This is a genomic window from Agromyces sp. Y575, from assembly GCF_059445445.1.
This window is the reverse complement of the sequence record NZ_JCAIUI010000001.1, coordinates 1,251,851-1,274,844: the sequence shown is the minus strand read 5'-3', so window position 1 is coordinate 1,274,844 and position 22,994 is coordinate 1,251,851. Positions and strand designations below refer to the sequence as shown.

The window sequence follows — 22,994 nt, the reverse complement described above, 5'->3', positions numbered from 1 at the left end:
ATTCAGGGTAAGCGAGGAGCGCCGTCACGGTATGGCAGGCGCGAGCGATCATGGCCGGATGTCGCGCTCCGACGGCGTGATTTCACTGGCCTCGTCGCACTCATCGCGGCCGAGGCGTCGTCGCGGATCCCCGCGGGCACGCCCGTGGTCGTGTACTGCTGGGGGCCCGGATGCAACGGCGCCACGCGTGCCGCCTTGGAGTTCGCGCTGCTCGGCTACCCCGTGAAGGAGATGCTGGGCGGGTTCGAGTACTGGGTGCGCGAGGGCTTCGCGTTCGACACGGCCGACGGCCCCGCGCAGCTCGCGCCCGACGCGCTCACCAACGTCGCCGATGCCGGCCTCGGCCGCGGCGCCGTCTCGAACGGCCCCATCAGTTGCGCCTGCTGAGCCCGGCGCATCGCACTCGGGTGGGTGCCGGCCGGGACACCGGCGCTCACCCGTTCAGCGAGACGCGCGTTCAACGAGACGCGCGTTCAGGGAGACGCGGCGTTCAGGGAGACGCGGCGTTCACCCCGTGTCGGGCGAGCCAGTCGACGGTGACGAGGGGACCGGGCAGTTCAAGGGCGGGAGCGGTCATGGCGAAACGCCAGCCGCGGCGGCGATGTCCGGCATGGGATGCCGCAACGCCGTAACCGGCGGAGACGGTTCGCCCTCTAGGCAGAGGGCAGGTCGGCTGAGCGCTCAGCACTCGACGACGTTGACGGCGAGTCCGCCCTCGCTGGTCTCCTTGTATTTCGTCATCATGTCGAGACCGGTCTGCCGCATCGTCTCGATGACGGTGTCGAGCGAGACGAGGTGCGTGCCGTCGCCGTGCAAAGAGAGTCGCGCTGCCGACACGGCGGTCGACGAGGCGATCGCGTTGCGCTCGATGCACGGCACTTGCACGAGACCGGCGACCGGGTCGCACGTGAGGCCGAGATGATGCTCCATCGCGATCTCGGCCGCGTTCTCGATCTGGCGCGGTGTGCCGCCGAGCACGGCGCACAGGGCGCCGGCCGCCATCGCACACGCGGAGCCGACCTCGGCCTGGCAACCGCCCTCTGCCCCTGAGATCGACGCGTTCTTCTTCACGAGCGAGGCGATCGCCGCAGCGGTCAGCAGGTAGCGGCGGATGCCGGCGGCATCCGCGCCCGGTACGAACTTCAGGTAGTAGTGGCCGACGGCCGGGATGATGCCCGCAGCACCGTTCGTCGGCGCCGTGACGACCCGCCCGCCAGAGGCATTCTCTTCGTTCACCGCGAGCGCGAAGGCCTGCAGCCACTCCGTCGAGGTGTCACGCCCGGCTGCTCCGCTGTGTGCCGCCTCGTCGCGGTCGTACTCCTCGAGACGACGGCGCACCTGTGGCGCCCGACGCTTCACGCCGAGTCCACCGGGCAGTGTGCCCTCGGCGGCGAGCCCGTGGGCGACGCAGGCGGCCATTGCGCCCCAGATCGCGTCGAGTCCGGCGTCGATGCCCGCATCGCCGTGCACCGAGACCTCGTTGTACCTCGCGACGTCGCAGAACGAGACGCCGTGCTCTTCGCAGAGCGCGAGCAGTTCGTCGGCGGTCGAATAGGGCAGCGGATGCCGCAGCGCTTCGGCCTCGGAAGCCGCTTCGCCCTCGCGGCGGATGAAGCCGCCGCCGACCGAGTAGTACGTTTCTTCGGCGAGGGGAAGCGGGCCGTCGCCCCAGGCCTGCAGCGTCATCGCGTTGGGGTGGCCGGGGAGCCGGGTGCGTGGTTCGAGGGAGACGTCGCTGCGGAGCATCCGCACTACGTGCCCGCCCATGATGCGCACTTCGGCGCCTTCAGTCCCGAGTCGCGACCAGGCTCCGCGCACCTCGTCGGGATCGCAGTCCTGGGGCTCGAGCCCTGCGAGCCCGGCGACGACCGCGTCGGGCGTGCCGTGACCCAGCCCGGTCGCCCCGAGCGAGCCGTAGAGCGAGCACGTGATGCGAGTCACCTGCTCGCGCTGGTCGTCGCTCGCGAGTCGCTCGGCGAACGCACGTGCCGCCCGCATCGGGCCGACGGTGTGCGAACTCGAGGGGCCGATTCCGATCGAGAAGAGATCGAGGGCTGAGACGAACGCTGTCACCCCTCAAGGCTACGCCGAGAGTCGCGCAGCGTTGTGGCGGGAACTCGCAGAATCGTGCGCATACGGCGCTGGCCGCGCCCGTTCGGCGCACGATCGCCGGTGCACACGCAACAGTGCGATCGAACCGCTGTCAGCGGTCGTCAGCGGTCGTCAGCGTGTTGTGAGCGCCGCGTGAGCGTCGCGCAAGTCCGGCCGCCCACCATGTACCCATGACCACATACACCTCATCCGATTGGGCCGTCGAGGCCGAAGGGCTCGTGAAGACCTTCGGCACGAATCGTGCCGTCGACGGCGTCGACCTGCACGTCGCGACCGGCTCCGTCTACGGCGTGCTCGGCCCGAACGGCGCCGGCAAGACCACCACCATCTCGATGCTTGCCACACTGCTCCGCCCTGACGGCGGCAGCGCCCGCATCTTCGGCCACGACGTGCAGCGCGAAGCACAGGTCGTGCGCCAGCTCATCGGCGTCACGGGGCAGTACGCCTCTGTCGACGAGACGCTCTCGGCCACCGAGAACCTCTTCCTGTTCTCGCGCCTGCACGGCCTGAGCGCCGCGGACTCGCGTCGCAAGTCCACCGAGCTGCTCGAGGAGTTCGGACTGTCGGATGCCGCGAGGCGACCGCTCAAGAACTTCTCCGGCGGCATGCGGCGCCGGCTCGACCTGGCCGCGAGCCTCATCTCGCAACCGCCGCTCATCTTCCTCGACGAGCCGACGACGGGCCTCGACCCGCGCACGCGCATCCAGATGTGGGAGACCATCCGCCGCCTCGTCTCATCGGGCTCGACCGTACTGCTCACCACGCAGTATCTCGACGAGGCCGACCAGCTCGCCGACCGCATCGCGGTCATTGACCGCGGCCGTGTGGTCGCAGAAGGAACTGCCAACGAGCTCAAGGCATCCGTGGGGGAGTCCACCCTCGAGCTGCGACTCACGAACCTTGGAGACGCCGACGACGTGCGCGTCGCGATCCAGCGCGTGCTCGGTGTCGCAGCATCCGTCTCTCCGGAGGCCGGGCGCATCACCGCTCCCATGAACAACCCCGACCTCGTCACCGAGCTGCTCGTGACGCTCCGCGACGAGGGCATCCACCTCGCCGAGATGAGCGTGCAGAAGCCGACCCTCGACGAAGTCTTCCTCACACTCACCGGACACGGCGTCGAATCAGACGACGCCGCGGCCGATGCATCCGCTCAGCTCGAAGGGAGCCGCGCATGACCACCACGATGCTTTCCCCCAAGGCGACCACTGCGTCGCCGATCGTCCCGGGCGCCCAACGCACCCTCAAGAACCGCGTCTCGGTCTCCGAGACCCTCTCGCACACCCTGACGATGGCCTACCGGGGGCTGCTCAAGATCAAGCGCACCCCCGAGCAGCTGTTCGACGTGACGTTGCAGCCGATCATCTTCACTGTGATGTTCGTCTACATCTTCGGTGGGGCGATCTCTGGCGACATCCCGAGCTACCTGCCCATCATCATCCCGGGCATCCTCGTGCAGACCGTCATCACCGGTTCGATCGTCACGGGTGTGCAGTTGCGGGAGGACATGGACAAGGGCGTGTTCGATCGCTTCCGCTCGCTGCCGATCGCCCGTATCGCGCCGCTCTCCGGTGCGCTGCTCGCGGACACCGTCCGCTATGCGATCGCGACCACGATCACGCTCCTGATGGGATTCCTGATGGGCTTCCGCCCGGAAGGCGGAGCAGGCGGCGTGCTCGGTGCAGCGCTCCTGGTGATCGCCTGTGCCTGGGGCATCAGCTGGATCTTCGCCTTCTTCGGCGTGATCGCTCGCACGGCATCGAGCGTGCAGGGCATCTCGATGCTCGTGCTGTTCCCGCTCACGTTCCTCTCCGGCGCATTCGCCCCGGTCGACACCATGCCGGACTGGCTGCAGACCATCGTGGCGTACAACCCCGTCACCCACCTGGTCAATGCCGCTCGTGAGCTCATGAGTGCGGGAACCTTCGGCGCTGACGCGTGGCTCACTCTTCTGGGTGCCGCGGTCATCGTCGCGGTCTTCGCACCGCTCACGGTGAAGGCGTACATGCGCAAGGCGTAGCCGCCGAGACCACTACGGAAGCGGCTCTGCGAGGAGCTCGATCGCCCGGTCGGCTGCAGCATTCGGAGACACGGATGCCGCGGCCGACCGGGCTTCGTGCACCCGGGCCACCCCGAATCGCCGCTCGGCGGCGCCGAAGCGTGCGGGCAGCGCGAGCACCGGGAGATCCTGTCGAGGCGACAGGCGTTCGGCGAGGGCGAGCAGCTCGAGCGCCCGGTCTTCGAGCCCCGGTACCGTCATCGCCCAGCTCGTCCAGCCGACGAGCGCCGTGCCGCGCACGGGCTTGTCGAGGTGCGTCGGCCGGGCCCGGTGCGTGGCGAGCGTTCGCCCGCGGAGCTGCCGCGCCATCCCTGCGATCTCGTCTTCGTCACGACCGTCGTCGACGCCGGCGGTGACGAATGCCGCGAGCGACATGATGTACCACGGCGACGCACGTCGACCGGGCGGCGCGTAGCGGTCGAGCGCCCGGCCCATGGCCGCGCGCGCCCCCTCGACGTCGCCACGGAAGCGAGCGATCTCGAAGAGGCCGAGCTCGCCGATCGCGCCGAGATCGAAACGTTCGTCGCCGGCCAGGTCGCTCCGGTCGGTCTGCGTCATCCGCTCGAAGCGCGCCTGCGCCTCATCGTGGCGGCCGAGGGCGAACATCGCCACCGCCTCGATCCACTCGAGATGCAGCAGGTCGGGTGCCGCTCCGAACCGTTGCAGACGGCCCCCCGCTTCCTCGCTCCAGCGGAGCGCATCGGCGGGCTGGGCGGTCTGACTGGCCAGCTGAGCGAGGGTCATCGCGGCCATGGCGCCGATCCATGCCTCGCCGCTCCGCTCCGAGAGTTCGAAAGCGCGGCGTGCCGCCGTCGCGGCCTCCTCGATATCCCCCTCGTTCTCGGCGATCTGGGCTGCGATGATACCGCCGAGGAGCGCCGCCGTCAGATCGTCGGACGAGGTCATCCGCTCGAGTGCCGTGCGGGCGTGATCGAGGTCGGAGAGTGACAGCACGAACTCGGCAGCTCCCCGCTGCCACGGCGCGAGTTCGGCGCCGGAGCGCACCATCCGGCGCAGTCGGGAGAGTGCGATGAGCCCGTTGCGCTGCTCGGCGACGAGGGCGGTCGAGGACATCGTGATGTACGCGGTCGCCGTCAGCCCGACGAATCGTGGTTCGGGAGAGTAGTCGGCGCTCGCCGCCAGCACGTCGCCGATGAAGGCGAGCACCTCGTCGTGGTTGCCGCGCACCGACCATGAGTACGCGAGCACCGCGAAGACGGCGAGTGCCACCCGTGCGTCGCGTTCGGCGATCGCCCACCGCAGGATCGACACCAGATTGTCGTGCTCGAGCGCGACGTGATGCAGCATGTCGATCTGGCGGTGGTCGCCGGTTCGGGCGATCGAGTCGAGCGCGAACTCGGCGCCCCACTCGAACATCGCGCTGCGTGCATCGTCGGCCTCGCCGGCGGCGTCGAGCTCGAGCTGGCCGAACTCGCGCACGGTCTCGAGCATGCGGAAGCGGGGCGCGGTCGAACCGGGCGGCTCCGCCACGGCGAGCAGGGACTGTGCGACGAGCGCATCGATGATGAAGTCGGTAGTGGAGCCGTCGTCGCCGATCATGCCTGCCGCTGCGTCGACGCCGAATCCGTCGACGAAGAGCGAGAGACGTGCAAGGGCGCGCTGCTCGGCCGGTTCGAGCAGACGCCAGCTCCACTCGATGACCGCCTGGAGCGTGCGGTGGCGTTCTGGCGCTGCCCGGTCGCCGGAGACGAGTAGGGCGAAGCGGTGCTCGAGGCGCTTCTCGATCTGCTCGACCGACATCGAGCGCACTCGCGCCGCCGCGAGCTCGATGGCGAGGGGGAGGCCATCGAGGTGGGCGCAGAGGCGTTCGACGGCATCGCGGGGGAGGGAGACGCCCGGTCGCGCGGAGCTCGCCCGATCGAGGAACAACTGCACGGCGGCCCCGGGCGTTCCCTCGGGGGTCACGGTCGGAAGGGCGTCGAGCGGGTACACGTGCTCGGCCGTGATCGCGAGCGGGCTGCGACTGGTCGCGAGCACCCTGAGTCGGGGGGCCGACGCCAGAAGGGTCGCCGTCCAGCGGGCTGCGCCGTCGATGACGTGCTCGCAGTTGTCGAGCACGAGCAGTGTCGGGACCTCGGAGAGCTGCTGGACGACCCGGGTCGCGAGGTCGGGTCGGGGCGCTGCGTCGGCGAGGCGCGTGCTCACCGAGGGTTCGCTGATGCCGAGGGTCGACGCGAGAGCGAGGGTGACGTCGTCGTCGCTGCGGATGCTCGCGAGCTCGACGACCACGACGACGGGGTCGGCGGCCCGGGCGGCGACGGCTTGCGCGAGCCTCGTCTTGCCGAGACCCCCCGGGCCGAGCACGGTCACGAGGCGCGCGGAGTGGAATTGCGCTTCGATGGCGCCGACGTCTGCTTCGCGCCCGAGCAGTTGGTTGGGCTCGGCGCGGAGGCCGTGGCGCACGCGGGTCTCGGCTCGTGGTTCATCGTCGAGCAGCCGGGTGTTGAGCGCGACGAGTTCGGCGCCGGGAGAGGCGCCGAGTTCGTCGCGGAGCCGCTCGCGGAAGCGGCCGAACGCCTCGAGAGCCTCCTGACGGCGTCCGTCGTCGGTCAGGGCGTGCAGCAGCAGGAGCTGAAGTCGTTCGTTCAGCGGATGCACCGTCGTGAGACGTTCGAGGTCGTCGACGGCGCCGCCGGGGTTTCCGGTTGCGAGGCGGGCACGCGCCCGTACCTCGCGGAGTTCATCGTGGAGCGCCGCCGCGGATCCGGCGAGTTGCGCCCCGATCGGGGAATCGCCGAGGTCGGCGCCGGGTTCACCGCGCCACAGCGCGAGGGCACGATCGACGGCGTGTGATGCCTCGGTCGGGTCGCGATCGAGCAACGATCGCGCGTGCGCGAGCAGCGACCTCGCGAGGGCGAGGTCGCTCGCTCGGTCGTCGGCGGCGAGGGCGTACCCCGATGTCGTGGAGACGATCAGGCCCTCGGCGGTCGCGCCGCGTGCTCGGGAGACGAGGGTCTGCAACGCGGCCTTCGCATTTCGAGGTGGGGCCTCGCCCCAGAGCTCGGCCGTGATCGCATTCGTGCTCAGCCCACGCCCGCCGGGGCGATCGGCGGCCTCGGCCAGCAGCGCGATCAGGGCCTTCGCCAATGCCCCGGGTGGTTCGACGAGGGTGCCGTTCCTGGCCTCGACGAGCACTGGCCCGAGAAGGGCGACGCGGGGTGCGTCGGTCGGGGTCTGCGGCACGCAGTCGAGCCTAATGCGAGTGGGTCGTCGTAGGCTTGAGAGCGATGTCGCAGACCAACTCCGCCCCGTTCACCATCCGTCCGATCCGCGACGGCGAGGCCGTCGCCGAGTCCGCGATCATCGAAGAGGCGTTCGCGTCGGGCCCGTACGGGCATCGGCCCGTGAGCGCCGAGCGGCGCGCCTTCGAACGGGACACGACGGGGCGAGCGGCATCCGGAGCGGTGCTCGTCGCGGTCGACGGCGAACGGCTGCTCGGCACGGCGAGCGTCTTGCGCGCAGGCACTCCGTACGCACGGGTCGCGAGACCAGGCGAGGCCGAGGTGCGTCTCGTCGCCGTCGCCCCCTCGGCGCAGGGCGCAGGTGTCGGCGAGACGCTCGTGCGGGCGAGCATGGAGGCCGCGCTCGTCTGGGGCGCCGATGCGATGGTGCTCGATACCGGTGAACTCAACGCGCGGGCGCAGGCGCTCTACGGCCGACTCGGCTTCGAACGGTTCCCCGAGCGAGACCCGGGCGACGAGGTCGAGTCGCTCGCATACGGGTTCAGCCTGCAGGCGCGAGACGACGTGCGCGTGCGGCTCATGTTGGCCGATGAGACCGGCGCGGTCTCCGAACTCGTCCAGCGTGCGTACGCGAACGACTTCGAATTGAACCCGGCGTATCTGGCGGATATCGCTGCGGTCGCCGAGCGAGCGCGCGACCACCAGGTCTGGGTCGCGTCGGATGTCGCGAGCGGCGCGCTGCTCGGCACCGTCTCGACGCCCGTGGCGGGTGCTTCGATCTCGCCGCTCGCGCGCGACGGCGAACTCGACTTCCGCTTCCTCGGGGTCGCAGCCGAGGCACGCCGCCGCGGCATCGGCGAACTGCTCGTCGGGCACGTGATGCGTCTCGCCCGGATCCGTGGAATCGACCGGGTCGTCTTGAACACCGGACCCGACATGGTCGCGGCCCAGCGCCTCTACGAGCGGATCGGGTTCGGCCGGTTGCACGAGCGCGAGTTCACGTTCGAACGCCCTGATGGCACGAGTTTCCTCATGATCGCCTACGGGCGGGATGTCGTCATCGATGGAGTTCGACGTGAGGCTGGAGCGGCCTGAAGGGCCTCATCGCGGCCGTCAGGTCGACTTCATGGGTCCCGTGAGCGCCATCCACTGCTCGGGCTGGTCGAGCGGCCGGAATCCGAACCGCTCGTAGAGTCCGTGCGCATCGGCGGTCGTGAGGCCGATGCGTCGGAGCCCGAGAGATTCGAGGGATGCCATGATCTGCTCGATGAGTGCCACGCCGATGCCGCGGCCGCGAGCCTCGGTGTCGACGAACACGTCGCACAGCCAGGCGAAGGTGACTCCATCGGTGATGACCCGGGCGTAGGCGAGCTGCGCGCCGCTCTCGGCGTCGTAGATGCCGTAGTTTCGTGAAGCGGCGACTGCGGCCTCGAGTGCAGCCCGCGAGCGACCCATCGCCCAGTACGACTCGTCGGCGAGCCACGTGTGCACCTGATCGAGGTCGAGGCGTGCGGGGTCGGCGGAGAACTCGAGGTCGTCGTGCATCTTTCAATGCAATCGCAGTTTCGTGCGCGGAGCAACGGCCAATTCGAGGTCGGCGGCCTGTGTGACGACGAGGGATAAGCAACTATGGTTGACAAGCCAATATAAGCAACCTAAGTTGCTTCTATGACCCCGCCCCCACCGATTCCGCAGAGTCCGGACCCCACCGGCGCCGAAGCCGATGACCTCGCCGCCGTCGTCGCATTGCGCGAGCTCGCCGACCGTCTCGAAGATGCTGCCGTCGAGCGCGCCATGCGAGCCGGCTGGAGCTGGACGCAGGTCGCAGAGGCACTCGGAGTCACCCGGCAAGCAGTGCACAAGAAGCACCACCGACGGCTCGAAGTCGCCGGCATCGAACTGAGGAGACGCAATGCCTGACCGCCTGGAAGACGACGCTCTCGACCCGACGCTGAAGAAGGTCATCATCAACGCGATCGACGAGGCGATCGACCGCGGCGCTTCCAGCGTCGAGGCCGAGCACCTGCTGCTCGCGATCTCGGCCGGCCACGACGTCGCCGGCCACACGCTCGCGGAATTCGGCCTCGACCACGACGGTGTCGACGCCGCGCTTCGCGGTGAACGCGAACGTTCGCTTCGTGCAGCCGGAATCGAACCCGTCGCCGAGGACCGACTGGCCGCCACTCGGAAGTCGCGTCCGACGTGGGGGGCCACGGTGCGCGAAGCGCTGCGGCGTGCTGACTTCAAGACCCACCGGAAACGTGGCCGCGCGGAGCGTGAACGACTCGCCGTCGCCGACGCGCTCGGCGGCATCCTGCGAGCCGACCTCGGTACCGTCCCTCGCGCGCTCGCCTACGCCGGCGTCGACCGCGCCGCGCTCATCGCCGCGCTCGAGCGGGCCTTACGACGTCGAGCTGATGGCGCCGTCAACCGATGACATGGAGGACGCGATGACGATGACCGAGGACCTCGCGATCGAGGTCGAAGGTCTCAGAATGCGTTACGGCGCGAATGACGTGCTGCACGACGTGAGCTTTCATGTGGGTCGCGGAGAGGTGCTGGCCCTCCTCGGGCCGAACGGCGCGGGCAAGACCTCCACGATCGAGATCCTCGAGGGCTTCCGCATGCGTTCGGCGGGCCGGGTCGAGGTCTTGGGCAGTGACCCGGCCCACGGAGGCGAAGACTGGCGCGCCCGCATCGGCGTCGTGCTGCAGTCGTGGCGCGACCACGCCAAATGGAGGGTTCGCGAACTCCTCGCATTCCAGGGATCCCTGTACGAACCGTATTCGACGGCGCAGATTCGCCGCCCATGGAACGTCGACGAGTTGCTCGCGGCCGTCGGCCTGACCGAGCACGCCGACAAGGCGGTCAAGTTGCTCTCGGGCGGGCAGCGGCGACGACTCGACGTGGCGATCGGGCTCGTCGGGCGCCCTGAACTGGTGTTCCTCGACGAGCCGACGACGGGCCTCGACCCGAAGGCGCGTCGAGACTTCCACAGCCTGGTTCGGCGCATCCGCGACGACCTCGACATCACCGTGCTCATCACCACGCACGATCTCGACGAGGCGGGCAAGCTCGCCGACCGCATCGTCATCCTGACCGGGGGGCACATCATCGCGAACGGCACTCCCGATGAGCTCGCGCGGCAGATCGTCGGTCACGACGAAGTGAGCTGGGTGCGGAACGGCGTGCGTTCGGTGCAGCACGTTGCGGACTCGACGACATACGCACGCGAGCTGTTCGCGCGGCACGGCGACGAGATCAGCGAGCTCGAGCTACGGCGCGCCTCGCTGGAGGAGACGTATCTGACGCTCGTGCGGGACGCGGAGACGGACGCGAATCAGTTCGCCGAGGCATCCCGATGACCGCGCCGACGATCGCGCTTCGTGCCGGCTTCCGGCGCGGGTTGATCGAGCTCCGGCAGGCATTCAGCGGCATGGAACTCGTCAATCAGCTGCTCTGGCCCGTTGCCACGCTCGTGGCCGTCTTCTTCCTGCGCGACCTGACGATCGGCGACACCGGGTACCGGCTCGGCATGGTCATCCTCCCGGGTGCGCTCGGCATGTTCGTCGCGCTGGGCGTGCTGCTCGTCGTGCAGCAGCTGGCCGCCGACCGAGAGGACGGCACCCTCCTCCGCGCCAAGGCGACGCCCAACGGCATCCGCGCCTACCTCGTCGGCAAGATCGTGCAGATCTCCGCGACGATCCTCGCGTACCTCGCCATCCTGCTGATCCCGGGGGTGTTCCTCGTCGACGGCCTCGATCTCGCCGATCCGAGGTCGTGGGCCACCTTCGCGTGGGTGCTCGTGCTCGGACTCGTCGCGACGCAGACCATCGGGGCGATGCTCGGCTCCCTGATCGCGACCCCGCGCGGCGCGGGGTACCTCTCGCTCCCAGTGCTCGGGCTGATCGCGATCTCGGGCATCTTCGCTCCGATCACCGGCCTGCCAGATTGGCTGCAGTGGATCGCGCAGGTCTTCCCGATCTACTGGCTCGGACTCGGCATGCGTGCGGCGTTCCTGCCCGATGACGCGGGGCTCGTCGAGATCGGCCAATCGTGGCGGCTGTTCGAGACGGCGGCGGTGCTGGGGGCGTGGGCGATCGCCGGACTCATCCTGGCCCCGATCGTGCTGCGACGGATGGCGCGGCGGGAGTCGGGCTCGCGCGTCGCCCAGCGCCGAGAGCGGGCGCTGCAGCGGGTCGGGTGACGCGCGACTCGACCGTCGAGATTGTTGACCAATCAGGCTCGAGCACCGTAAGTTGCCACATAACATCCCGGCCTGCGACGGAAGGACCTCCTTGTGAAATCCAGAATTCTCGCCCTCGTGGGTGCGGCGGCCATCGCGGCACCACTCGCACTCGGTGGGGCGGGGGCGGCCATCGCGGTGCCGGCCGACAACCCGCCGGTCAGCCTCGTCGACAACGTCACCGCGCCGATCTACGACTATGCCAGCGCCATCCGGGAGACGATCTGGGTCACCGCCCCCGACCTCGACGGCGATGGTGTCGACGAACGGATCGCCACCGACATCATCCGCCCCCGCGAACTCGACGGCAACGCCCGGGTTCCGATCATCATGGATGCGAGCCCCTACTACCTGAGCTCCGGACGAGGCAACGAGGCGGAGCGCAAGGTCTACGACGCCGACGGCAACCTGGTCAAGTTCCCGCTCTACTACGACAACTACTTCGTGCCCCGTGGCTACGCCTTCGTCGCCGTCGACATGGCCGGCACGGCACGGTCGACCGGCTGCACGGATGAGGGAGGCCTTTCCGACATCGAGTCGGTCAAGGCCGTCGTGGAGTGGCTGAACGGCACGGGCGTCGCCCACGATGCCGATGGCGTGGTCGTCGACGCCGATTGGAGCAACGGCAAGACGGGCATGATCGGCAAGTCCTACGACGGCACCCTGGCCAACGGAGTCGCTGCCACCGGCGTCGACGGCTTGAAGACGATCGTGCCGATCAGTGCGATCAGCTCGTGGTACGACTACAACCGCTGGCAGGGCGCGGTGAAGTCCTTCAATTATCCGAGCGGCCTGTCCCGGTCGGTCGCTTCCAACCGGACCATCGCGACGGACTGCTCGGCGCGGCTGAACTGGATGAACGCCAACGACGGCGACGAGACGGGGGCCTACACCGATTTCTGGGCTGAGCGCGACTACCGCGCGGGCTCCATCTACGACGTGTCGAAGGTCACGGCCAGCGTGTTCGTCATGCACGGACTGCAGGACAACAACGTCAAGACGATGAACGCCTCGAAATGGTGGGAGGACCTCGGTGAGCAGGGTGTCGACCGCAAGATGTGGCTCACCCGCCTCGGGCATGTCGACCCCTTCGACTCCGAGCGCGCGCTGTGGGTCGAGACCCTGCACCGATGGTTCGACCACGAGCTCATGGACATCGACAACGGCATCGACCGGGAGCCCGCCGTGAGCGTCGAGACCGCGCCGAACCAGTGGGAGCAGTCCGACACCTGGCCGATCTCGTCAGCTCGCACCCAGACGCTGAACCTGCACGCCGACGGCACGATGATGCTCGGCAAGAAGGATCGCTCCACGGCTGGCTATGTCAACTCCACGTCGCTGAGCGAGGCGAACGCGATCAGGATCGGCGACAATGCGAACCGACTGCAGTTCCTCACCGGCACGATCAAGCACGACGTGCGGATCTCGGGCACGCCGACCCTCGACCTCGATGTCACGCACACGGCCCCGGTCGGGCAGGTGTCGGTCATGCTGGTCGACTACGGCGTGATGGACCGCGTCAGCGCCTCCGGTGACGGTGCGGAGACGCTGAGCACGGAGTCCTGCTGGGGCCCGGCGACCGCGACCGACGACGCCTGCTACCAAGACGTCGCCAAGCGCATCTCGACCACCGAACTGCAGGTGCTGGCCCGGGGATGGGCTCGCCTCGATGGGGCCGGCAACCACAAGGTCACGGTCGAACTGGCTGCCAACGACGTCGTCGTGCCGGCAGGTCACCAGCTCGGCATCGTGATCAGCGGCAGCCGGAACGGTGTCGTGGCCGTGGACAACGCGGCGACCCCGTACACGGTCGCTCTGAGCAGTTCGAGGTTGAACCTTCCGATCTCGGGCCCGATGGCCGGCTTCGGGCCTGGTCACCTGACCGAGAAGGACACCGAGAACCTGAGCCCGGGAACCCTGCCCGACCTCGACGCAACGGTGTGGCCCGGCAACTGACCCGCCAGTCGGGAAAGCGCGCCGCCACGCGCCCGGCGACAGGGCCCGCTCAGCGAGCTCAGCGGTATACGGCCAGCTCCGTATGCCGCTGGGCTCGCTCGTGCGTGGAGGCGTTGCAGCGGGTCGGCGAGCGCTTGACCGGTTCCGTCAGCGCACCGTCTTGCGGGCCGTGATCTGACCCGTATCGAAACCGAGCAAGTGCAGGCCGCCGTGGAAGCGGGCATGCTCGACCTTGATGCAACGGTCCATGACGACGGTCAGGCCCTTCGCCTCACCGTCGTACGCGGCTTCCTGGTTCCAGATTCCGAGTTGCACCCAGATGGTCTTGGCACCGGATGCCACGACCTCGTCGACGACCCGCGGGATGTCGCTGCCGCGGCGGAACACCACGACGATGTCTGGCACTTCGGGCAAGTCGGCGAGGCTCGCGTACGCGGGCTGCCCGAGGATCTCGGTGGCGTTCGGGTTCACGAAGTACAGCCGGTAGTCGCTCGACTGCTGCAGGTAGGTGCCGACGAAGAAGCTCGACCGGGCCGGGTTCGGCGAGGCGCCGACGATCGCGACCGACTTCGCGGCGCGCAGGATCGCGAGGCGCTGCTTCGCGTCGGGCCCGGTCCAGGTGCGCTGCGACTTCAAGAGCTTCGCGAGCGGTGAGCTCGCAGGCAGCTCGCAGGAGAGGCCGTTGACGAGGCGCACGGTCTCCGTGGCGTCGCCGGCGGTCGTGTCGCCGGTGGTGTCGTCGCCAGTGGTGGCCTCGTCGATGATGCCTGCATCCACGCCGTCCTGAGCCTGTCGAAGTGTCGTCATCGTGCTGCTCCCGTCGCGATCGTGAGGGCCTGGTCGAGGTCGTCGATGATGTCTTCCACATCCTCGATGCCGACGGACAGGCGCACAACCCCCGGCAGGACGCCCGCGTCGACGAGCTGCTGCTCGCTCAGCTGCGCGTGCGTCGTCGATGCGGGATGGATGATGAGGGTCTTGGCGTCACCGATGTTGGCGAGGTGGCTCGCGAGGTTGACGTTCTCGATGAGGGCCTGGCCGACGGCGCGGCCGCCCTTCACCTCGAAGCTGAAGACGGATCCAGCACCCTTCGGGAGATACTTCTGCGCGCGGTCGTGATGCGGGTGATCGGGCAGTCCCGCCCAGAGCACACGCTCGATGCGCGAGTCGGACTCGAGCCATTCCGCGACCGCGCGGGCGTTGTCGACGTGCGCCTGGATGCGGTACGGCAGTGTCTCGACGCCCTGCGCCAGGAGGAAGGCCGAGTGCGGTGCGAGCGCCGGGCCGATGTCACGCAGCTGCTCGGCGCGAAGCCGGGTGAGGAACGCGTACTCGCCGAAGTTGCCCGACCACTGCAGGCCCCCGTAGCTCGGCACGGGCTGGCCGAAGAGCGGGAACTTCTCGGAGTGCCAGTCGAAGCGGCCCGACTCGACGACGACGCCGCCGAGCGTGGTGCCGTGGCCGCCGAGGAACTTCGTCGCCGAGTGGGTCACGATGTCGGCGCCCCACTCGATCGGCCGGTTCAGGTACGGCGTGGGAATGGTCGAGTCGACGATGAAGGGGATGCCGTGTGCGTGGGCGACGTCGGCGAGCGCCTCGAGATCGGCGATCTCGCCGGAGGGGTTGGCGATCGTCTCGACGAAGAGCGCCTTGGTCTTGTCGGTGATCGCGGCGGCGTAGTCCTCGGCGTTCGCGCTGCGCACGAAGGTCGTCTCGATGCCGAAGCGGCGCAGGGTCACGTCGAGCTGCGTGATCGAACCGCCGTAGAGGTTCGCCGAGGCGACGATGTGATCGCCCGCGCCCGCGAGGCTCGCGAAGGTGATGTACTGCGCGGAGAGGCCGGATGCCGTCGCGACGGCGCCGAGCCCGCCCTCGAGGCTCGCGACGCGCTCTTCGAAGCTCGCGACTGTGGGGTTCGCGAGTCGCGAGTAGATGTTGCCGTACTTCCGCAAGGCGAAGCGTGCCGCAGCGTCTGCGGTGTCATCGAAGACGTACGCGCTCGTCTGGTAGATCGGCAGCGCGCGGGCGCCAGTCACCTGGTCGGGGATGTTGCCTGCGTGGATGGCGCGGGTCTTGAAGCCGAATTCGCGGTCTGCCATGGGGGCAACGCTACCGAGCGCGCGGCGGAGGCTCCGGCATGTGCGTAACCCGAGGCAATCAGCCTCCAACCACTTCCTCGGTCGTCACGACGCGTGCGAAGCCGCCTCCCGCGAGATTCACCGCGGTCGCGCGCGCGAGTTCGTCGGCCGTGAGGCGCAGGTCGCCGGGACCTTCGAGGTCGAAGGTGTAGGTGGCGTCGAGCGGCACGGTCACGTCGTAGCCGAGGTTGCCGGCCATGCGTGCGGTCGTCTCGACGCACATGTTCGTCTGGATGCCGCAGATCACGAGCTGGCGGATGCCGCGCGCCTCGAGCCAGGCGCCGAGATCGGGATCCCCGTAGAACGCCGAGTTCACGTGCTTCGTGACGAAGAGTTCGTGCGGCGCTTCGGCCACGACGGGCTTCAGCGCGTTGCCGGGGGAGCCTGCAGCGAGGGGCGACCCGGGCGAGACGGAGTCGTGGCGCACGAGCACGATCGGCCGCGCTGCATCCGACCATGCCTCGACGAGGCGGCCGATGTTCGCCTCGGCCTCGGGGTTGTTGCGGGCGCCCCACACGGGGTCGTCGAAGGCCTGCTGCACGTCGATCACGATGAGGGCGGCGTTGTCGTCGAATCGGGCATTGTCGTCGAATGGCATGTCTTCATCGTGCCCGATCGCGAGACCCGAGTTTCGCGAACAGGCGGATTTGGCCGGTTGACCACGAGAACAGGCAGACACGCCACGTCACGTCACGGGTCGCGGATGCCGGTTTCGAGACGCGTTACGGTATTCGGGTGATCCTCGAACATGCGCTCCTGCCCGTCGTGCCCGGCCGGGAAACCGAGTTCGAAGCGGCGTTCGCCGAAGCGAAGTCGATCATCGCGGGGATGCCCGGGTTCGTCGACCTGCGCCTCTCGCGTGGCATCGAGTCGCCGAACCAGTACCTGCTGCTCGTGCACTGGGAGAGCGTCGAGGCGCACGAGCTGGGCTTCCGCGGCTCGCCCGAATACGAGCGGTGGCGGGCGTTGCTGCACGAGTTCTACGAGCCGTTCCCGACGGTCGAGCACTTCGCCGAGGTCACCCGCGTCGATTGAGGCTGCACGGGACCGGCCATCCCGGCTCGGCGTGCGAAGCCATCGATTGTCAAGAACGACTTGACGTCGTGGAAAGAATGCTTCACCTTGAACGTGTCGAGCGTGACCAACGACATCCGGGCCCTGCGCTTCCGCCACGGCGAGATGACCCAGGCCGAGCTCGCCGAACGCATCGGCGTGACCCGTCAGACCGTCATCGCGATCGAGCAGGGGCGCTACTCGCCATCGCTCGAGATGGCCTTCCAGATCGCGCGGGTGTTCGGCGTTCAGCTCGACGAAGTGTTCCAGTACCCCGACCGCGAGGAGACGGCGTCATGAGAGCAGCAGTGTGCGAACGATACGGCGGGCCTGACGTGGTGCGCATCCGAGAGGTCGCCGATCCGGAGATCGACGACGGCGAGGTGCTCGTGCGCGTTGACGCGTCCGTGGTCGGCGCGACCGACAGTGTGTCGCGCTCTGGCACCCCGAAGTTCGCCCGCCTGTTCTTCGGCCTCAGGCGTCCGAAGCATCCGGTGCTCGGTTGGGACTTCGCGGGCGTCGTCGAACGCGTCGGCAGCCGCGTCGGGCGATTCGTGCCGGGCGATCGCGTGTTCGGCCTCGTCGACCTCGACAGTGGCGCGCACGCCGAACTCGTTCGCGTCGCCGAAGACGGCGTGATCGCGCGCGCCCCGGCGCGGCTCGACCAGGCCGAGGCCGTCGCGACCATCGATGGATTCCTCACCGCATGGCCGTTCCTCCGAGAAGTCGCGCAGGTGCGACCCGGCCAGGTGGTGCTCGTGAACGGGGCGTCCGGCACTGTGGGCTCGGCCGCCGTGCAGCTCGCGAAGCACTTCGGGGCGACCGTCATCGGCGTCTGCAGCGGAGCCAACGCGGCGCTCGTGGCTTCGCTCGGCGCCGACCGCGTGATCGACTACACGAAGGAGGACTTCGCCGCAGCCCGTGGCGCGTACGACGTCGTGTTCGACGCGGTCGGCAAACGATCATTCGGAGCCAGCCGACGGTCGCTGACCGAGCGCGGCATCTATCTCACCACGGTGCCCTCGGCTCTGATTCTGGTGCAGGCGCCCTTCACGCGCTGGTTCAGTCGCGGTCGCCGCGCGGCGATCGCCTTCACCGGGTTGCGCGACGCGCGAACGAAGGCCGACGAACTCGCGCGCCTCGTCCAGCTCGTCGAGACGGGCGCATTCGTGCCGGTCATCGACCGGCTCGTGCCATTCGACGACATCGCCGAGGCGCATCGCAGGGTCGACACGGGCCACAAGGTGGGGAGCGTCGTCGTCGCGATGGCGCCCGCGACGCGGGGAGCGTCGTCATGAGGGCGATCGTGCAACACCGCTACGGCGGACCAGAGGTGCTCGCGCTCGCCGACGTCGACGCTCCGGTTCCGGCGGCCGACGAGGTGCTCATCCGCGTTCGTGCGGTCGCCGTCAGCGCCGGCGACGCCCTCGTGATGCGCGGAGTGCCGCGTGCGGTTCGTCTCGCATTCGGGCTGCGGCGGCCGAAGCAGCCGACCATCGGGCGGGATGTCGCGGGCGAGGTCGAGGCGGTCGGGGCGCAGGTCACCCGTTTCCACGTCGGCGACGCCGTGTACGCAGAGTCGGATCAGGGCGGCTATGCGGAGTTCGTCGCGGTGCAGGAGCGATTCGTGGCGCTGCGACCGACGACCGTCGACGCCATCCACGCGGCCGCAGTGCCGGTGTCGGGCACGACCGCGCTCCAGGGACTCCGGCTCGCCGGTGTCGGGCCGGGCAGCCACGTGCTCGTGAACGGCGCCTCGGGTGGCGTCGGCGGATTCGCCGTGCAGCTCGCGAAGGCGATGGGTGCCGAGGCGACCGGCGTGTGCCGCGCTGCGAAGGCCGAGCACGTGCGCGCGATCGGCGCCGACCACGTCATCGACTACTCGAGCGAGGACTTCACCGCGGGCGGAGCCCGCTACGACGTGATCTTCGACCTCGTCGCCGACCACCCGCTCAGCCGTGTTCGTCGCGTGCTCGCACCGCGAGGCACGCTCGTGCTCTCGTCGGGCACGGGTGGCCCGGTGTTCGGCCCGTTCGGGCGCATCATCCGGGCGTCCATCGTGTCGGTGTTCGTCTCCCAACGCCTCCGGCCGCTCTTGGCCACTCGGAACGGCGACGATCTCGCCGAGCTCGCACGCAGGATCGACGCGGGCGAGGTCGTGCCAATCGTCGACGAGGTGTTCCCACTCGAACGCGCCGCCGATGCCCTCGCGCGACTCGAGTCGGGCGAGGTGCGCGGCAAGGTCGTCATCGAGGTCTGAGCACGGCCCGGCAGGGCGACACCGTGCTTCAGCCGAGCAGCACCGCACCGTACGCGAGTGCCGCCACGAGTACCCACGACGTGAGCCCGACGACGAGCGCGCGCCATCCCGTGCTCGCGAGCTCACCGAGTCGGATCGATGCGCCGAGCGCGAAGAGCGCCATCGCCAGCAGCACGGTCTGCACCTGGTCGGCACCGACGAGCATCCACTCGGGCAGCGGCACGAACGTGTTCAGCAGCACGGCGGCGAGGAACCCCGCCACGAAGAGCGGCACGATCGCGGGGCGCGGGCCAGAGGCATCCGTCGCCCTGCGCCGTTCGATCGCTGAAGTGATCGCGACCATCGGTGCCAGCATGAGCACCCGGGTGAGCTTCACGACGACGGCCACGGCGAGCGCCGCGGTGCCGGCGATCTGCGCGGTCGCGACGACCTGGCCCACGTCGTGCACACCTGCACCGACCCAGTGCCCGAAGCCGGTGGCCGACAAGCCGAGCGGATGCCACAACGCCGGCAGCACCGCGATCGCGAGCGTGCCGCACAGGGTGACGAGCGCCACGGGCACCGCCTGCTCCTCGTCACGGGCACGCACGGCGGCGCCCATCGCCCCGATCGCGGATGCGCCGCAGATCGAGAAGCCGCTCGCGATCAGCAGCGGCTGGTGCCCCGGCAGGCCGAGGGCACGGCCGAGACCGATCGTGCCGACGAACGTGAGCACCACGACGGCGACCGTCGTCACGATCGACACCCAGCCGAGCGCGGCGATGTCGACGAGGCTGAGTTTCAGGCCGAGCAGCACGATGCCGACGCGCAGCAGGCGGCGCGCGGCGATCTTGAGGCCAGGTGCGAGTGCGCCCGTGAGCGCGGGTTGCGCGGCCGGAATCTGCCCGACGACGATGCCGAGTGCGACCGCCGCGGTGAGGATCGGCACTGCGGGCAACGCCAGGTGCGCGAGCCACGCGATGAGTGCCGCGGATGCCGCGACGAGAAGTCCCGGCATCCGTTCACGCATTCTCCTACGCTAACCCCAGCTCGGCAGCCAGAAATGCAGTTGCCGGAACGTCGGGGTCACCGGGATGCCCGACCAGATCGGGAAGAAGAACGCAGACACCAGCACCACGAACCCGAGGAAGACGACGACGACGGCGATGCCGCGCTCCCGACGCCAGCGGGGGTCGTCGCGCCGGCCGAGGATCAGCCCGATCACGAACACGAGCGCGAGCACGGTGAAGGGCTCGAACGCGATCGAGTAGAACTGGAACACGGTGCGGTTCAAGTACATGAGCCACGGCAGGTACCCGGCCGCGAGCCCCACGAGAATCGCCCCGACCTGCCATTCCCGGTATCGCACGAGCCGATAGACCAGATAGACGGATGCCGCGGCCGCCGCCCACCAGATGAGCGGGTTGCCCACTTCGATGATCGACGACCAGCAGGTGTCGGCACCGCACCCGCCCGAACCGTCGTCGGTCGAGGAGAAGTACATGTTCGTCGGCCGGATCATGAAGAGCCAGGTGAGCGGGTTCGACTGCCACGGGTGCGGGCTGGCGACCCCGAGGTGATAACCGTAGGCCGCCTCATGGTAATGCCAGAGGCTCTGCAGGGCGAGCGGCACCCATGAGAGCCAGCCGGTTGCGGCGTTGCCCGCCTCCTCGGCCCAGTGCCGGTAGTACCCGCCGTCGGTGACCAGCCAGCCGGTCCATGAGGCGAGGTAGACGGCCGCCGCGACCGGCACGAGCAGCACGAACGTGACGGGCGCTTGCTTCAGGAGCGCGGCCGTGAGCCAGAAAGGCAGGCCCGCGCGGCGCCGGGCGACGGCGTCGACGATCACGAGGTAGAGGCCGAACGCGGCAAGGAACCAGAGGCCCGACCACTTCACGGCGCACGCCGCGCCGAAGGCGATGCCGGCGGCCACGATCCATGGGCGCCCCCAGAGCGCCGGTCCGTAGTGCGGTTCGCGTCCGGCGGCGCGGGAGTCGGCGAGCCGCGAGTCGAGCAGCCGTTTCGATCGATCGCGATCGATCAGCACGAACCAGAACCCGAGGAGGGCGAAGAGCATGAGCCAGTTGTCGAGCAGGGCCACTCGCGACATCACGATCGCGTTGCCGTCGACCGCGAACAGCAGACCCGCGATGACCGCGAGGATCGTCGAGGCGAAGAGACGTCGTGCGACGAGGGTCATGAGGAACACCGCGAGCGTGCCGGCCAAGGCCGTCGACGCTCGCCACCAGAATGCATCGCCGGCGCCGAAGGCGGCCATGCCGAGCGAGATCATCCACTTGCCGAGCGGCGGATGCACGACGTACGAGGGGGAGTCCTGGTAGATGCCGGTGTCGCCCGCCGCGAAGTCGGCATCGGAGCCCTCAGGCCAGCTCGACTCGTAACCGTTCTGCAGGAGTGTCCACGCGTCCTTCACGTAGTACGTCTCGTCGAAGATGATCGCGTGCGGATGGCCGAGGTTCCAGAACCGCAGCACGGCGGCGATGAGGGTCACGAGGATCGGACCGCCCCAGTACCAGAGCGCTCGGCGTCTCGGGGTGGAGAGCACCCGCCCCCACCAGTCGTCGAGCCGTGTGCCTCGGGACTCCTCGACCGGGTCGAGGTCCAGGTCGAGGTCGGGACGGGTGTCGGTGTCTGGGTCGAGTTCGGTGTCCGGGTCGAGCCCGGCGTCGGCTTCGATCTCGGCGTCTGGGCCGAGTTCACCGTCGGCGTCGATCTCGGTGCCGACGGGCTGGCGATCGGCGCCGTCAGCTCCCGACGCGGCCAGCACACTCATGCGCCCACCTTATCCGCGAGGACGGGGTGGGCGGTGAGCACCTCGGGTGGACGAGGGGCGGTTGCGTCGTCGCCCGTCCACGGTCGTCGGTCGGCGCACGATCGGCGGTACATCCGTCTCGAGGAGGGCGTTGTACCGAGCGTGAACACGAAGACGAACCAGAGGCTTCCGAGCACGACGTCGAGGACCAGGCTCACGGCTGAGTTCCAACCGAACGTGAGTGCGTTTCTCATTGGACTCACCGCAGGCGCGGGGACGTCGGCGCGGCCGCCCTGCTGTCCGCGTCTTCGTGTGGGGGTAGACCCCCGCATCGCGACCCGAACCCGCACCCGGTGCGACACACTTGAAGCATGATCATCCTCGCGGCGACGCCCATCGGCAACCTCGGCGACGCCTCTGCGCGGCTGCGGGAGGCGCTCGAGACAGCCGTGGTCGTGGCATCCGAAGACACCCGAGTGACGCAGCGCCTGCTCGCGGGACTCGGCATCGCGAATCGGCCGCGCCTCATCGCCCTGCACGAGCACAACGAGCGGCAGAAGGCGGCTGAGCTCGTCGAGTTCGCCCGCGATACCGACCTCCTCGTGTTGAGCGACGCGGGCATGCCGACGGTCTCCGACCCCGGGTTCCAGCTCGTCTCTGCCGCTGCGGCCGCCGATGTGCGGGTCACCGTGATCCCGGGGCCCTCGGCAGTGGTCACCGCGCTCGCCGTCTCGGGGCTGCCGACCGACCGGTTCGCGTTCGAAGGGTTCCTGCCGCGGAAGGCGGGGGAGCGCAGCCGCCGACTCTCCGAGCTCGCCGGCGACCGGCGCACGCTGCTCTTCTTCGAGGCGCCGTCCCGGCTGGCCGTGAGTCTCACCGCGCTCGCCGAGGCGTTCGGTGCCGATCGGCCGGCGGCGGTCTGCCGTGAGCTCACGAAACTCTACGAAGAGGTGCGCCGCGGCCCGCTCAGCGAGCTCGCGACCTGGGCCGAGGGCGGAGTGCGCGGCGAGATCGTCATCGTCGTGGGGGGTGCCCCCGAACAACAGTCCGACCCCGAACACGCCCTCGAGCGGGTACTCGCGCTCGCGGCATCCGGAACCCGCCTGAAAGACGCTGCGGCCCTCGTGGCCGCCGAAAGCGCGCTCAGCACCCGCGATCTCTACGAGGCGGCGCTGCAGTCGCGCAAGCGCAGCTGAGTCGGGCACTGCCTCAGCA

At 69.2% G+C, this 22,994-nt stretch carries 23 protein-coding genes; 14 read left to right on the top strand and 9 right to left on the bottom strand.

All coding sequences use genetic code 11. The annotated features are described in order from the left end of the window. Positions 1 to 387: a rhodanese-like domain-containing protein gene (locus AC1C2U_RS06085; RefSeq protein WP_495360850.1), complete on the top strand. Its 387-nt coding sequence runs from the start codon at positions 1 to 3 to the stop codon at positions 385 to 387. Positions 388 to 681: 294 nt separating this feature from the next. On the opposite strand, the gene AC1C2U_RS06080 is transcribed toward AC1C2U_RS06085, so the two are convergent. Next, the gene (locus tag AC1C2U_RS06080) at positions 682 to 2,073 is read right to left on the bottom strand and encodes an L-serine ammonia-lyase (protein ID WP_495360800.1); all 1,392 of its coding nucleotides are present in this window, start codon (positions 2,071 to 2,073) and stop codon (positions 682 to 684) included. Positions 2,074 to 2,282: 209 nt separating this feature from the next. Between AC1C2U_RS06080 and AC1C2U_RS06075 the strand changes: the two genes are divergently transcribed. Both AC1C2U_RS06075 and AC1C2U_RS06070 read left to right on the top strand, forming a co-directional pair. Beyond that, positions 2,283 to 3,290 (top strand): ATP-binding cassette domain-containing protein, encoded by a 1,008-nt coding sequence (locus tag AC1C2U_RS06075; protein WP_495360799.1) that lies wholly within the window; start codon positions 2,283 to 2,285, stop codon positions 3,288 to 3,290. Then, positions 3,287 to 4,132 (top strand): ABC transporter permease, encoded by an 846-nt coding sequence (locus tag AC1C2U_RS06070; protein ID WP_495360798.1) that lies wholly within the window; start codon positions 3,287 to 3,289, stop codon positions 4,130 to 4,132. Before AC1C2U_RS06075 ends, AC1C2U_RS06070 begins: the two co-directional genes overlap by 4 nt. Positions 4,133 to 4,144: 12 nt before the next feature. Here AC1C2U_RS06070 and AC1C2U_RS06065 read toward each other — a convergent pair whose 3' ends face one another. Beyond that, the gene (locus AC1C2U_RS06065) at positions 4,145 to 7,375 is read right to left on the bottom strand and encodes an ATP-binding protein (protein WP_495360797.1); all 3,231 of its coding nucleotides are present in this window, start codon (positions 7,373 to 7,375) and stop codon (positions 4,145 to 4,147) included. A 44-nt stretch (positions 7,376 to 7,419) separates the two neighbouring features. Here AC1C2U_RS06065 and AC1C2U_RS06060 point away from each other — a divergent pair, with 44 nt between their 5' ends. Next, positions 7,420 to 8,469, top strand: a complete 1,050-nt coding sequence (locus AC1C2U_RS06060; protein WP_495360796.1) for a GNAT family N-acetyltransferase — start codon at positions 7,420 to 7,422, stop codon at positions 8,467 to 8,469. A gap of 18 nt (positions 8,470 to 8,487) precedes the next feature. Here AC1C2U_RS06060 and AC1C2U_RS06055 read toward each other — a convergent pair whose 3' ends face one another. Then, positions 8,488 to 8,919 carry a GNAT family N-acetyltransferase gene (locus AC1C2U_RS06055; protein ID WP_495360795.1) on the bottom strand — a complete coding sequence of 144 codons (432 nt, stop codon included), beginning with the start codon at positions 8,917 to 8,919 and terminating at the stop codon, positions 8,488 to 8,490. A 123-nt stretch (positions 8,920 to 9,042) separates the two neighbouring features. Between AC1C2U_RS06055 and AC1C2U_RS06050 the strand changes: the two genes are divergently transcribed. From AC1C2U_RS06050 to AC1C2U_RS06030, 5 genes are all read left to right on the top strand, one after another. Then, positions 9,043 to 9,294: a hypothetical protein gene (locus AC1C2U_RS06050; RefSeq protein ID WP_495360794.1), complete on the top strand. Its 252-nt coding sequence runs from the start codon at positions 9,043 to 9,045 to the stop codon at positions 9,292 to 9,294. Further along, a complete protein-coding gene (locus AC1C2U_RS06045) occupies positions 9,287 to 9,811 on the top strand; it encodes a Clp protease N-terminal domain-containing protein (protein ID WP_495360793.1) in 525 nt (174 codons plus the stop codon). The genes AC1C2U_RS06050 and AC1C2U_RS06045 overlap by 8 nt, the downstream gene beginning before the upstream one ends. A gap of 13 nt (positions 9,812 to 9,824) precedes the next feature. Next, a complete protein-coding gene (locus tag AC1C2U_RS06040; RefSeq protein WP_495360792.1) occupies positions 9,825 to 10,739 on the top strand; it encodes an ABC transporter ATP-binding protein in 915 nt (304 codons plus the stop codon). Further along, positions 10,736 to 11,581, top strand: coding sequence for an ABC transporter permease (locus AC1C2U_RS06035; protein WP_495360791.1), 846 nt, complete (start codon positions 10,736 to 10,738; stop codon positions 11,579 to 11,581). The genes AC1C2U_RS06040 and AC1C2U_RS06035 overlap by 4 nt, the downstream gene beginning before the upstream one ends. Before the next feature lie 93 nt (positions 11,582 to 11,674). Further along, positions 11,675 to 13,576, top strand: coding sequence for a CocE/NonD family hydrolase (locus AC1C2U_RS06030; protein WP_495360790.1), 1,902 nt, complete (start codon positions 11,675 to 11,677; stop codon positions 13,574 to 13,576). A gap of 147 nt (positions 13,577 to 13,723) precedes the next feature. Here the strand turns inward: AC1C2U_RS06030 and AC1C2U_RS06025 are convergent, their stop codons facing one another. From AC1C2U_RS06025 to AC1C2U_RS06015, 3 genes are all read right to left on the bottom strand, one after another. After that, a complete protein-coding gene (locus AC1C2U_RS06025) occupies positions 13,724 to 14,242 on the bottom strand; it encodes a CoA-binding protein (RefSeq protein ID WP_495360849.1) in 519 nt (172 codons plus the stop codon). Positions 14,243 to 14,379: 137 nt separating this feature from the next. Then, the gene (locus AC1C2U_RS06020) at positions 14,380 to 15,675 is read right to left on the bottom strand and encodes an O-acetylhomoserine aminocarboxypropyltransferase/cysteine synthase family protein (protein ID WP_495360789.1); all 1,296 of its coding nucleotides are present in this window, start codon (positions 15,673 to 15,675) and stop codon (positions 14,380 to 14,382) included. A 58-nt stretch (positions 15,676 to 15,733) separates the two neighbouring features. After that, the gene (locus AC1C2U_RS06015; protein WP_495360788.1) at positions 15,734 to 16,312 is read right to left on the bottom strand and encodes a cysteine hydrolase family protein; all 579 of its coding nucleotides are present in this window, start codon (positions 16,310 to 16,312) and stop codon (positions 15,734 to 15,736) included. A 137-nt stretch (positions 16,313 to 16,449) separates the two neighbouring features. On the opposite strand from AC1C2U_RS06015, the gene AC1C2U_RS06010 reads away from it, so the two are divergent. From AC1C2U_RS06010 to AC1C2U_RS05995, 4 genes are all read left to right on the top strand, one after another. Continuing rightward, the gene (locus tag AC1C2U_RS06010; protein ID WP_495360787.1) at positions 16,450 to 16,749 is read left to right on the top strand and encodes an antibiotic biosynthesis monooxygenase family protein; all 300 of its coding nucleotides are present in this window, start codon (positions 16,450 to 16,452) and stop codon (positions 16,747 to 16,749) included. 102 nt (positions 16,750 to 16,851) lie between these two features. Next, complete coding sequence (locus tag AC1C2U_RS06005; RefSeq protein WP_495360786.1) at positions 16,852 to 17,067, top strand: helix-turn-helix transcriptional regulator; 216 nt, start codon at positions 16,852 to 16,854, stop codon at positions 17,065 to 17,067. Next, positions 17,064 to 18,065 (top strand): NAD(P)-dependent alcohol dehydrogenase, encoded by a 1,002-nt coding sequence (locus AC1C2U_RS06000; RefSeq protein ID WP_495360785.1) that lies wholly within the window; start codon positions 17,064 to 17,066, stop codon positions 18,063 to 18,065. The genes AC1C2U_RS06005 and AC1C2U_RS06000 overlap by 4 nt, the downstream gene beginning before the upstream one ends. After that, entirely contained in the window at positions 18,062 to 19,027 is a 966-nt protein-coding gene (locus tag AC1C2U_RS05995; protein WP_495360784.1) for an NAD(P)-dependent alcohol dehydrogenase, read from the top strand. Before AC1C2U_RS06000 ends, AC1C2U_RS05995 begins: the two co-directional genes overlap by 4 nt. A 28-nt stretch (positions 19,028 to 19,055) precedes the next feature. On the opposite strand, the gene AC1C2U_RS05990 is transcribed toward AC1C2U_RS05995, so the two are convergent. From AC1C2U_RS05990 to AC1C2U_RS05980, 3 genes are read right to left on the bottom strand one after another with little or no spacing between them, the layout of a single operon-like run. Next, positions 19,056 to 20,036, bottom strand: a complete 981-nt coding sequence (locus AC1C2U_RS05990) for a YeiH family protein (RefSeq protein WP_495360783.1) — start codon at positions 20,034 to 20,036, stop codon at positions 19,056 to 19,058. A 9-nt stretch (positions 20,037 to 20,045) separates the two neighbouring features. Further along, positions 20,046 to 21,800: a dolichyl-phosphate-mannose--protein mannosyltransferase gene (locus AC1C2U_RS05985; protein WP_495360782.1), complete on the bottom strand. Its 1,755-nt coding sequence runs from the start codon at positions 21,798 to 21,800 to the stop codon at positions 20,046 to 20,048. Then, on the bottom strand, positions 21,797 to 21,997 hold the full coding sequence (locus tag AC1C2U_RS05980; protein ID WP_495360781.1) for a hypothetical protein: 201 nt from the start codon (positions 21,995 to 21,997) through the stop codon (positions 21,797 to 21,799). Before AC1C2U_RS05980 ends, AC1C2U_RS05985 begins: the two co-directional genes overlap by 4 nt. A 153-nt stretch (positions 21,998 to 22,150) precedes the next feature. On the opposite strand from AC1C2U_RS05980, the gene rsmI reads away from it, so the two are divergent. Beyond that, the gene (gene rsmI / locus AC1C2U_RS05975) at positions 22,151 to 22,975 is read left to right on the top strand and encodes a 16S rRNA (cytidine(1402)-2'-O)-methyltransferase (RefSeq protein WP_495360780.1); all 825 of its coding nucleotides are present in this window, start codon (positions 22,151 to 22,153) and stop codon (positions 22,973 to 22,975) included. Positions 22,976 to 22,994 lie beyond the last annotated feature (19 nt).

Coding starts and splice junctions, on each gene's coding strand:
- AC1C2U_RS06015 (WP_495360788.1), bottom strand. CDS start 16,312: ATGCCATTCGACGACAATGCCCGATTCGACGACAACGCCGCCCTCATC.
- AC1C2U_RS06060 (WP_495360796.1), top strand. CDS start 7,420: ATGTCGCAGACCAACTCCGCCCCGTTCACCATCCGTCCGATCCGCGAC.
- AC1C2U_RS06020 (WP_495360789.1), bottom strand. CDS start 15,675: ATGGCAGACCGCGAATTCGGCTTCAAGACCCGCGCCATCCACGCAGGC.
- AC1C2U_RS05995 (WP_495360784.1), top strand. CDS start 18,062: ATGAGGGCGATCGTGCAACACCGCTACGGCGGACCAGAGGTGCTCGCG.
- AC1C2U_RS06070 (WP_495360798.1), top strand. CDS start 3,287: ATGACCACCACGATGCTTTCCCCCAAGGCGACCACTGCGTCGCCGATC.
- AC1C2U_RS06040 (WP_495360792.1), top strand. CDS start 9,825: ATGACGATGACCGAGGACCTCGCGATCGAGGTCGAAGGTCTCAGAATG.
- AC1C2U_RS05985 (WP_495360782.1), bottom strand. CDS start 21,800: ATGAGTGTGCTGGCCGCGTCGGGAGCTGACGGCGCCGATCGCCAGCCC.
- AC1C2U_RS06055 (WP_495360795.1), bottom strand. CDS start 8,919: ATGCACGACGACCTCGAGTTCTCCGCCGACCCCGCACGCCTCGACCTC.
- AC1C2U_RS06045 (WP_495360793.1), top strand. CDS start 9,287: ATGCCTGACCGCCTGGAAGACGACGCTCTCGACCCGACGCTGAAGAAG.
- AC1C2U_RS05990 (WP_495360783.1), bottom strand. CDS start 20,036: ATGCGTGAACGGATGCCGGGACTTCTCGTCGCGGCATCCGCGGCACTC.
- rsmI (WP_495360780.1), top strand. CDS start 22,151: ATGATCATCCTCGCGGCGACGCCCATCGGCAACCTCGGCGACGCCTCT.
- AC1C2U_RS06075 (WP_495360799.1), top strand. CDS start 2,283: ATGACCACATACACCTCATCCGATTGGGCCGTCGAGGCCGAAGGGCTC.
- AC1C2U_RS06050 (WP_495360794.1), top strand. CDS start 9,043: ATGACCCCGCCCCCACCGATTCCGCAGAGTCCGGACCCCACCGGCGCC.
- AC1C2U_RS06035 (WP_495360791.1), top strand. CDS start 10,736: ATGACCGCGCCGACGATCGCGCTTCGTGCCGGCTTCCGGCGCGGGTTG.
- AC1C2U_RS06000 (WP_495360785.1), top strand. CDS start 17,064: ATGAGAGCAGCAGTGTGCGAACGATACGGCGGGCCTGACGTGGTGCGC.